Annotated in this window: 8 protein-coding genes; 1 reads left to right on the plus strand and 7 read right to left on the minus strand. The window is 68.2% G+C overall.

The genetic code is table 11. From position 1 onward, the window contains the following. Positions 1–345: 345 nt before the first annotated feature. Complete coding sequence (locus ACSAMQ_RS18495; protein WP_435397069.1) at positions 346–1,869, plus strand: discoidin domain-containing protein; 1,524 nt, start codon at positions 346–348, stop codon at positions 1,867–1,869. 80 nt (positions 1,870–1,949) lie between these two features. Here the strand turns inward: ACSAMQ_RS18495 and pnp are convergent, their stop codons facing one another. The 7 genes from pnp to infB all read right to left on the minus strand — a co-directional run. Then, a complete protein-coding gene (gene pnp / locus ACSAMQ_RS18500) occupies positions 1,950–4,058 on the minus strand; it encodes a polyribonucleotide nucleotidyltransferase (RefSeq protein WP_435397070.1) in 2,109 nt (702 codons plus the stop codon). Between the two features lie 256 nt (positions 4,059–4,314). Next, the gene (gene rpsO / locus ACSAMQ_RS18505) at positions 4,315–4,575 is read right to left on the minus strand and encodes a 30S ribosomal protein S15 (protein ID WP_031370860.1); all 261 of its coding nucleotides are present in this window, start codon (positions 4,573–4,575) and stop codon (positions 4,315–4,317) included. Between the two features lie 225 nt (positions 4,576–4,800). Continuing rightward, positions 4,801–5,388, minus strand: a complete 588-nt coding sequence (locus ACSAMQ_RS18510) for a hypothetical protein (protein ID WP_435397071.1) — start codon at positions 5,386–5,388, stop codon at positions 4,801–4,803. Positions 5,389–5,451: 63 nt separating this feature from the next. Continuing rightward, entirely contained in the window at positions 5,452–6,384 is a 933-nt protein-coding gene (gene truB / locus ACSAMQ_RS18515; protein ID WP_435397072.1) for a tRNA pseudouridine(55) synthase TruB, read from the minus strand. Continuing rightward, on the minus strand, positions 6,368–6,736 hold the full coding sequence (locus ACSAMQ_RS18520; RefSeq protein ID WP_435397073.1) for a GlcG/HbpS family heme-binding protein: 369 nt from the start codon (positions 6,734–6,736) through the stop codon (positions 6,368–6,370). Before ACSAMQ_RS18520 ends, truB begins: the two co-directional genes overlap by 17 nt. Positions 6,737–7,011: 275 nt before the next feature. Beyond that, on the minus strand, positions 7,012–7,422 hold the full coding sequence (rbfA, locus tag ACSAMQ_RS18525; protein ID WP_435397074.1) for a 30S ribosome-binding factor RbfA: 411 nt from the start codon (positions 7,420–7,422) through the stop codon (positions 7,012–7,014). A gap of 109 nt (positions 7,423–7,531) precedes the next feature. Then, on the minus strand, positions 7,532–9,690 hold a 2,159-nt coding region (gene infB / locus ACSAMQ_RS18530), incomplete at its 5' end, for a translation initiation factor IF-2 (RefSeq protein ID WP_435397075.1).

Genomic DNA, 9,690 nt, shown 5'->3' on the forward strand with positions numbered 1-9,690 from the left:
GCAGCCGCGACGCCGCGCGCCACGAGCCGGAGCCGCGAACGCGACGCGCCATGAGCCTGCGCCGCGAGTACAGCACGCCGGTGCGGCCGGCGCCGCCCGCCCGCCGGCCGATCGAGCCGCGATCCGAAACTGCGAACGAGTGCTCTTAAATCGTCCCCCGAGCGGGCCTGCGGCCGGCACGTGCGCCCCGGCGCTGCCCTAACCTCGGATTTGGATCGATCTAAACCGTTTGGTCTCCGCCGCGGCGGCCCCCGCGGTTCCCGGGCCGCTCGATCCGCCCGTTGCCGCGCGACCGTCGCGGCGGCCGATCGTCGAGCCGGCCTCCGCGTACTCAAGGACATCCTCATGCCATCGAGATTGAGCGCTCCACCACCCCGGCCGATCCTGCACCCCGCCCTGCCGTTCGCGAGCCTGCTGTTGTGCCTGGGCTTGGCCGGCACCGCCTCGGCCGCCAACCTCGCCCTGAACCGGCTCGCCACCGGCTCGGCCGCCTGCAACGCCAACGAAGCGCCGGCGAAAGCCTTCAACGGCAGCACTGCCGGCGGCAACAGCGACAAGTTCTGCTCTTCGGCCAGCAAACGTTGGCTGCAGGTCGACCTCGGCGCCGGCCGCTCGATATCGAGCTTCGTCGTCAGGCATGCCGGCGCCGGCGGCGAGCCCGCATCGTTCAACAGCAAGAACTTCAGCATCCAGACCTCGGCCAACGGCAGTGCCTGGACCACCGCGGTCAGCGTGAGCAACAACAGCGCCAACGTCAGCATCCACCCGATCGCGGCGACCAGCGCGCGCTACGTCCGCCTCGACATCGCCACGCCGACCCAGGGCAGCGACACGGCCGCGCGCATCTACGAGTTCGAAGTCCACGATGCACCGCCGGCGAGCGAGAAACTGGTGCAGGTGCTCGACCAGGTGCCGCAGTTCGGCATCTACCGCAGCACCGAGCCGACTACCTACACGCCGCCTGCGGGCGTGCTGATGTGGAAGCGCGGCACCGAGTACGCCCGCAAGCTCAGCGACGCCGAGAAGGCCAGGATCGGCGACGACGTCGCCCTGCGCATCACCTACCACGCCCAGTGCGATCCCTACGATCGCTTCGCCTCGGCCTTCTTCATCAGCACGCCGAAAGGCGTCACGCCGACCGTCGACACGCCGCGAGTGACCTTCACCGATTTCATTTCGCCGTTCAGCGACATGTGGCAGGGCAGCAAGGCGCCCCGCGTCTACCCCGATGCGCCGATGAACCCGTATGCGGCCGCGCTGGCCAACCCCGACCGCGACGTCTGGGTCGGCATCAGCGGCGGCGCCAATCCGCAATACGGCGGCGATGCCTGCGAACAGCACGGCGTGACCGACCCGGCGATCGCCGAAGTCGGCTTCAAGTACTCGCTGGCTCTGGTCTCGACCCAGGCGCTGACGCCCGGCAGCGACCCGGACGTGATCGGCCTGCTGTCGCGCTCGTCGGAAAAAGACGACAGCATCGCCACCGCCACGGTCTCGCACACCGCCAACCTCGGCATCGCTACCCTCGCCGTCAGCATCGCCGGCTACGGCGCGTCCAGCGGCGGCCAGGAATACACCCACACCAACATCGCGGTGAAACTCAACGGCGCGCAGATCGCCGCCTTCAGCACCCGGACCGACTGCGCGAGCTACGAACAGTTCAGCCCGCGCGGCAACCCCGGCATCTTCCGCAACAACACCACCACCAACCCGCGCAGTTGGTGCCCGGGCGCGCTGGTGCCGATGCGTTACTTCGATCTGGGCAACATCGCCGGCAAGACCCTGCAGGTCGGCCTTGGCGTAGGCAACCCCTCGCCATGGACCGCCGACTCGCAGTACGTGACCAGCGTGAGCGTGCTCGAGCACTGATGGCGCACACGTAACTAAACCGCACAAAAGAAAAGCGGGCCGAAGCCCGCTTTTCTCGAATCCGACGTTGCGTGTGCCGATTACTCGGCGGCGACGCCCTCGCCTTCTTCGACGGCCTTCATCGACAGGCGGATGCGGCCCTGCTTGTCGACTTCCAGCACCTTGACCTTGACCACGTCGCCTTCCTTGAGCTTGTCGCTGACCTTCTCGACGCGCTCGTTGGAGATCTGCGAGACGTGGACCAGACCGTCCTTGCCCGGCAGGATCGTCACGAAGGCGCCGAAGTCCATGATCTTGGCGACCTTGCCTTCGTAGATGCGGCCCGGCTCGACGTCGGACACGATCTGGTCGATGCGCGCCTTCGCGGCCTGCGCGGCGGCGGCGTTGACCGAAGCGATGACGATGGTGCCGTCGTCCTGGATGTCGATCTGGGTGCCGGTTTCCTTGGTGATCGCCTGGATGGTCGAGCCGCCCTTGCCGATCACTTCGCGGATCTTGTCCGGGTGGATCTTCATGGTCAGCAGGCGCGGCGCGTACTCGGACAGCTCGGTGCGCGACTCGGTGAGGGCGTGAGCCATCTCGCCGAGGATGTGCAGACGGCCGGCCTTCGCCTGGCCCAGCGCGACCTTCATGATCTCTTCGGTGATGCCCTGGATCTTGATGTCCATCTGCAGCGCCGAGATGCCTTCGGCGGTACCGGCCACCTTGAAGTCCATGTCGCCGAGGTGATCTTCATCGCCCAGGATGTCCGACAGGACGACGAAGTTGTCGCCTTCCTTGACCAGGCCCATCGCGATGCCGGCGACCGGCGCCTTGATCGGCACGCCGGCGTCCATCAGCGCCAGCGAGCTGCCGCAGACCGAAGCCATCGAGGACGAGCCGTTCGACTCGGTGATTTCCGAGACGATGCGGATGGTGTACGGGAATTCTTCCATCGTCGGCATGACCGCGAGCACGCCGCGCTTGGCGAGGCGGCCGTGGCCGATTTCGCGGCGCTTCGGGCCCATCATGCGGCCGGCTTCGCCGACCGAGTAAGGCGGGAAGTTGTAATGGAACAGGAAGTGTTCCTTGTACTCGCCCGAGACGGCGTCGATGATCTGGCCGTCGCGCGCGGTGCCGAGGGTGGCGACCACGATGGCCTGGGTCTCGCCGCGGGTGAACAGCGAGGAGCCGTGGGTGCGCGGCAGCACGCCGACGCGCGAGGCGATCGGGCGCACGGTGTCGAGGGCGCGGCCGTCGATGCGGACCTTGGTGTCGAGCACCGAGTTGCGCATGGTCTGGTATTCGAGTTCGCCGAATTCCTTCGACAGCTCCGAGGCGCTCCAGCCGTCGGCTTCGGCGCGGCCGGCCAGGCGCTGCAGCACGTCCTTCTTGATCGCGCTAATGGCGTCGCGGCGCTGCAGCTTGTCGCGCACCTGGAACGCCGAGACGAGCTGGTCGCCGACGGCTTCCTTGAGCGCGGCGATCAGCGCTTCGTTCTTGGCCGGAGCTTCCCACGTCGACGGCTTGGTGCCGGCTTCGACGACGAGCTCGTTGATGATGTTGATGACCTTCTGCATTTCGCGATGGCCGAACATCACCGCGCCGAGCATGACGTCCTCGGACAGCATCTTGGCTTCGGATTCGACCATCAGCACCGCGTTCGAGGTGCCGGCGACGACGAGCTCGAGCTCGGACTCGGCCAGCTCGGCGGCGGTCGGGTTGAGCAGGTACTGGCCGTTCTTGTAACCCACCTTGGCCGCGCCGATCGGGCCTTGGAACGGGGTGCCGGCCAGCGCGAGCGCGGCCGAGGCGCCGATCAGGGCCGGGATGTCGCCGTCGATTTCCGGATTCATCGACATGACCGTGGCGATGATCTGGACTTCGTTACGGTAGTCCTCCGGGAACAGCGGACGGATCGGACGGTCGATCAGGCGCGAGATCAGCGTTTCCTTCTCGGTCGCCCGGCCTTCGCGCTTGAAGAAGCCGCCCGGGATGCGACCGCCGGCGTAGAACTTCTCCTGGTAATCCACGGTGAGCGGGAAGAAGTCCTGGCCTTCGCGCGCGCTCTTGGCGGCGACGGCCGTCACCAGCAATACGGTGTCCTCCATCTTCACGATGACGGCGCCGCCGGCCTGACGGGCGATTTCGCCGGTCTCCAGGGTCACCTGATGGTTGCCGTATTGGAAGGTCTTGGTAATTTTTGCCACGGGTGGGTTCCTTCGGTATCTATGCGTTCCGGTCGGGGCCCTTGCCCCGCTCCGGTCGGCCGCCGGCGCCGGCGACCAATAGGTGGGTGTGCGTTGCGCCGGTCCGACCGGCCGCGTGGCACGTGACCCGGTTTCGCCAGGTCGAAGCCATGCGCTCATCGAGCGCAGGCGGCGTTGCCTCCTGCAGCGCCACGCGGGTTTTCATCCCCGCCAAAACAAACCGCGGCGCATCGCTGCGCCGCGGTTAGGTGTCCGGTTAGCGGCGCAGACCGAGCTTTTCGATCAGAGCCTTGTAGCGATCGCCGTCTTTGCGCTTGAGGTAGTCAAGCAGGCTGCGACGACGGTTGACCATCATCAGCAGGCCGCGGCGGCTGTGGTGGTCCTGCTTGTGCTGCTTGAAGTGGCCGGTGAGCAACTCGATGCGGGCGGTGAGCAGGGCGACCTGGACTTCCGGCGAACCGGTGTCGGCAGCGCCGCGCTTGTTGTCTTCAATGATCTTGCTGGTGTCGATCGACATGACTGTGTTCTCTATAGACGCGGGGCCCGCAGAAGCGAATCGGTCGCGAGAAAATCGCTCCGACGCACCGCCTGGCCCGCCGCTTGCTTAAGTTAAGGATTGCCGCCCAAGCAGGTCCCGTTTGGAAGTGCTTGAAAAGCGGCGGGATTGTACCAGCCCGCGGCGGTGAATGCGACCTGTGGGCCAATGATTCGGCGCATCCGCGGCGGGTATGGCGCCCGCCGGTCAGTCGCCGGCTTCGCCCGGCGTCCGTTCAGCCTTTCTGCCGAGATCGCGCATGCGCGCCTGTTTGAGGCCGTCGATCATGACCTGGGCCTCGAGCCCCGGCTGCAGCCACCACTGCCCCTGGACCCTGCGCAGGCTGACCAGGTCGACGACCGTGGCCGCCGATTCCGGCCAACCGAAATCCCCGGCGATGCGCACCACCGCGTGGTAGCCCGTCTCGCCTTCGGCGACCGAGGCAGCCACGGTGGCGCTGTCGATGCGCACCAGGCCCAGGCGCTTGACCCGGCTCAGGACCTGGGCGAGGAATTCGGCATCGTCCATCTCCTTGGCGCGCTTGGCGCTGTCTGCGCCGAACAGGCTGTCCAGGCCGGGATCGGCGGCGCTCTCCGCGAAGGCCGGGCCGAGCGTACGACGAAAGTCGGCCAGTGCCGCCGGGTCCATGAGCCGGGCCGTACAGGTGAAATCCTGTTGTTTGGCGCAGGCGAGCGCGGCTTCGACCACGGCCTCGGGCCGGGCATGATCCACCTGGGCGCTCGCCGCCATGGCAGGGCTCGCCGCCCAGGCCATCGAGATGGCCGCGCCGAGCATATGCAGCGTCTTGGGTCTGTTCACCGCATCGCCTCCTGGCACGAATCGCGTTCGTAGCATCGCTCAGCCGCCTTGCGCCGCCCAACGGAACAGGCGCTGCGGCTGCAGCCGGCCCTCGGCCTGGCGCAAACCCAGGCCCAGGCAGCGCCCGGCCTCGCCGAACACCGCGACCAGGCCCGGCTCGCCGGGCTCGCAGCCGACCGCCTGGCCGTGCCCGAGGCGCTCGGCCGCGCTCGCGTCCAGGCTGACCCGGCCGAAACCGGTCAGGCCGGCCTCGATCGGCAGCAGGCAGGCGTCGAGGGCGGGGTCGCTGCCCTGCTCGGCCAGTTCGCGCAACGCGTCTAGGGTGATCATGCGCGGCTGCATGAACGGTTCGACCCAGAGCCGGCGCAGCGTCGCGACGTGGGCGCCGCAGCCGAGCGCTTCGCCGAGGTCGCGGACCAGGCTGCGCACGTAGGTGCCGGAACCGCATTCAATATGCAGTTCCAGGCGCGGGCCGTCACGGCCGGTCACGCTCAGGGAATGAACGACGACGTCGCGCTCGGGCGCCTCGATGACTTCGCCGCGGCGCGCCTTGGCGTACAGCGGCTCGCCGCCTTGCTTGAGCGCCGAGTAGATCGGCGCGCGCTGGCGGATCGGGCCGCGCAACGGCATCAGGGCCGTTTCGATCGCCGCGTCGTCGAATTCGGGCACGGCACGTTCGAGCAACGGCGCGCCATCGGCGTCGTCGCTGTCGGTGGTCAGGCCGAGCACCGCGGTGGCGCTGTAGGCCTTGCGCGCGCCGAGCAGCAGCCCGGCGATCTTGGTCGCTTCGCCGAAGCACAGCGGCAACAGGCCGGTCGCGAGCGGGTCGAGGCTGCCGGTGTGGCCGCCTTTTTCCGCGCGGAACAGATGCCGTGCCTGCTGCAGCGCCTGGTTGGAGCTGATGCCGGGAGGCTTGTCGAGCAGCAGCAGGCCGTCGACGTTGCGCCAATTGCGTTTACGCGTGGTGTTCAAGCAAACCGTCCGCCCCTGCCTGCGCGATCTGCGCGTCCTGAACCGAATGCGTACCGGATACGCCGATCGCACCGATCACCTCGCCGCCCACGATCGGCGGCAGCCCGCCTTCCAACGGCGACAGACCATCGATGCCGAGCAGCCGCAAGCCCAACCCGCCGGCGGCGACCGCGTCTTCGAACGCCTTGGTCGGACGGCGGAACCTGAGCGCCGTTTCGGCCTTGGCCTGGGCCACGGGAATGCTGCCATATTGCGCCTGATCGAGCTTGTGCAACATCACCGGATGGCCGCCGCCGTCGACGATGGCGGTGACCAGCGGCCATTGCAGGCGTTCGGCCTCGGCCGCGCGCATGACCCGCGCGGCGTTCGCCAGCGGGCTCGGCGCGCCGTAACGCGGCGGTGGCTGCGACATGCAGGGGCTCCTGCTCGGGCAAGAAAGATGGGAAGGAAAGATAGAAGCAAATCGCCGCGCGGACTGCGGCCGCATGCCGGCGCGAGGCGCCGGCAGTGCTCGTCGCCAGCGCCGCCAGGAACGGGCCCTGCGGGTGGCGACCGGAGCGCCGCCGCGAGGCAGGCCGCAACCATGTGCCCTCGCCGGCGCTTATTCGGGCTTGTTCCTTGGGTTTGTTACTCGGGCTTGGCGTCGCCGTCGGCGTCGCTGGCTTCGCCGTCGGCCTGCCCGGCTTCCAGCGGCGGCAGATCGCGCAGCAGGATGCCGATGCGCTCGCCGCGATCGACCGAATCGTCGTAATGGAAATGCAGTTCGGGCACGTGGCGCAGCTTCATCGCCCGGCCCAGTTGGTAGCGCAGCTCGCGCGAGAGTTCCTTGAGCGCCTTGACCGCCTCCTTGGAACGCTCGGCCTGCAGCGCGGTCACGAACACCTTAGCGTGGGCCAGGTCGCGCGAGACCTCGACGTCGGACACGCTGACCGACGGCAGGTTGTGCTCGCGCACGGCCTCGTGCACCAGCGTGCCCAGCTCGCGGCGGAGCTGGGCGGAAACGCGGTCGGTGCGATGGAACGATTTGCTGCTGGGCATTGGAATCCGGGAAACGAGAATCGGGAATGGTGAATCGGTTGAAGCGATGGGGAATCGTTCGCCGGCGCCCGCTTTCGCGATTGCCGAATCCCGATTCCCCATTCCCGGCTTACAGCGTGCGCTGCACTTCGATGCGCTCGAAGCATTCGATCTGGTCGCCCGGCTTGACGTCGTTGTAAGCCTTCACGCCGATACCGCATTCGGTGCCGTTGCGGACTTCGTCGACGTTCTCCTTGAAGCGGCGCAGCGATTCCAGCTCGCCCTCGAACACCACGGCGTTGTCGCGCAACACGCGGATCGGCTTGCTGCGCTTGACCACGCCTTCGACCACCATGCAGCCGGCGACCGCGCCGAACTTGGAGCTGCGGAACACGTCGCGCACTTCGGCGATGCCGATGATCTCTTCGCGGATTTCCACGCCGAGGATGCCCGAAGCCACCTGCTTCACCTGGTCGATCACGTCATAGATGATCGAGAAGTAGCGCAGGTCGACGCCGTTGCCTTCGATGATGCGGCGCGCGGACGCGTCGGCGCGGACATTGAAGCCGATCACCGTGGCCTTGGCCGTAGCCGCCGCGTTCGCGTCGGACTCGGTGATGCCGCCGACGCCGGAGCTGATCACGTTGATGCGGATCTGGTCGTTGGACAGCGCCATCAACGACTGGCGCAACGCCTCGACCGAGCCCTGCACGTCGGCCTTGATGACCAGGTTGAGGCTCAGCTGGCCCTCGCCCTTGCCCATCTGGGCCATGATGTCTTCCATGCGGTTGCCCGCGGCGGCGACCAGGCGCGACTCGCGGCGCTTGGCGTCGCGCTGCTGGGCGACGTCCTTGGCCAGACGCTCGTCCTCGACGACCACGAAGTCGTCGCCGGCATCCGGCACGCCGGACAGGCCGAGCACCTGCACCGGGATCGACGGACCCGCTTCCTGGACCTGGCTGCCGGTCTCGTCGAACAGCGCACGCACGCGGCCGTACTGCACGCCGCAGACGAGGTAGTCGCCCTTCTTGAGCTGGCCCTGCTGGACCAGCACCGTCGCGACCGGGCCGCGGCCCTTGTCGAGGGCGGATTCGATCACCGTGCCGGTGGCGCGGCCGATCGGCACCGCACGCAGTTCCAGCACTTCGGCCTGCAGCGAGATCGCATCGAGCAGATCGTCGACGCCGTCGCCGGTCTTGGCCGACAGCTCGACCATCTGGGTGTCGCCGCCGAAATCTTCGGCCACGATGCCCTCTGCGAGCAGTTCGTTCTTGACCCGCAGCGGGTCGGCGCCGGACTTGTCGATCTTGTTGATCGCCACGATCAGCGGCACGCCGGCCGCCTTGGCGTGCTGCACGGCTTCCTTGGTCTGCGGCATGACGCCGTCGTCGGCGGCCACGACCAGCACCACGATGTCGGTCAGCTTGGCGCCGCGCGCGCGCATCGAGGTGAAGGCGGAATGGCCCGGGGTGTCCAGGAAGCTGATCACGCCGCGCGCGGTTTCGACGTGGTACGCGCCGATGTGCTGGGTGATGCCGCCGGCTTCGCCCGAGGCGACCTTGGTACGGCGGATGTAATCGAGCAGCGAGGTCTTGCCGTGGTCGACGTGACCCATGATGGTCACCACCGGCGGACGCGCGACCTTGTCGCCCTGCACTTCCTCGGCATGCGCGATCAGCGCGTCCTCGGCGGCATTGGCGTTGGTGCGCACCACGGTGTGGCCGAGCTCCTCGGTCACCAGCGCGGCGGTGTCGTGGTCGATGCTCTGGTTGATGGTCGCCATGACGCCCATCTTGAACAGCGCCTTGACCACGTCGCCGCCCTTGAGGGCGAGCTTCTGGGCCAGGTCGGCGACCGTGATGGTCTCGCCGATCGCGACTTCGCGCACGATCGGCGCGGTCGGACGCGAGAAGCCGTGCTGGCCGCCGCCGGAGCGCGCCTGCTCGGACTGGCGGCGCGGCTGCGGCCGCGACTTGCCGCGCGAGCTGCTGGTGCGGCGGGCGCGGTCGGAAGCGCTCAGGTGCAGCTGGCCGGCGAAGCGGTTGGCCGCATCGTCGTCCTCGACGCCGGCGACCATCGCGTGCGAGCCGCGGGTCTTGTGGCGCGGCGCGTTGTGATCGACCCGGGCCGGAGCCGGCGCGGCCGGCTTCGGATGGCCGTGGCCGTGGGCCGTCGGCGGCTTGCGCACGGCCGTGGCCGTGTCGGCGGCCGCTTCGGCGGCTGCGACGACGACGCTGGCGTCGGCGAGCTTGGTCTTCTGCTCTTCCTCGGCCTGCTCGGCCTTGGCGC

The sequence above is a fragment of the Lysobacter sp. 1R34A genome, from assembly GCF_051217035.1.
GTDB lineage: Bacteria > Pseudomonadota > Gammaproteobacteria > Xanthomonadales > Xanthomonadaceae > Lysobacter.

Coding starts and splice junctions, on each gene's coding strand:
- ACSAMQ_RS18520 (WP_435397073.1), bottom strand. CDS start 6,736: ATGCGCGCGGCCGAGGCCGAACGCCTGCAATGGCCGCTGGTCACCGCC.
- ACSAMQ_RS18510 (WP_435397071.1), bottom strand. CDS start 5,388: ATGCTCGGCGCGGCCATCTCGATGGCCTGGGCGGCGAGCCCTGCCATG.
- rpsO (WP_031370860.1), bottom strand. CDS start 4,575: ATGTCGATCGACACCAGCAAGATCATTGAAGACAACAAGCGCGGCGCT.
- rbfA (WP_435397074.1), bottom strand. CDS start 7,422: ATGCCCAGCAGCAAATCGTTCCATCGCACCGACCGCGTTTCCGCCCAG.
- ACSAMQ_RS18495 (WP_435397069.1), top strand. CDS start 346: ATGCCATCGAGATTGAGCGCTCCACCACCCCGGCCGATCCTGCACCCC.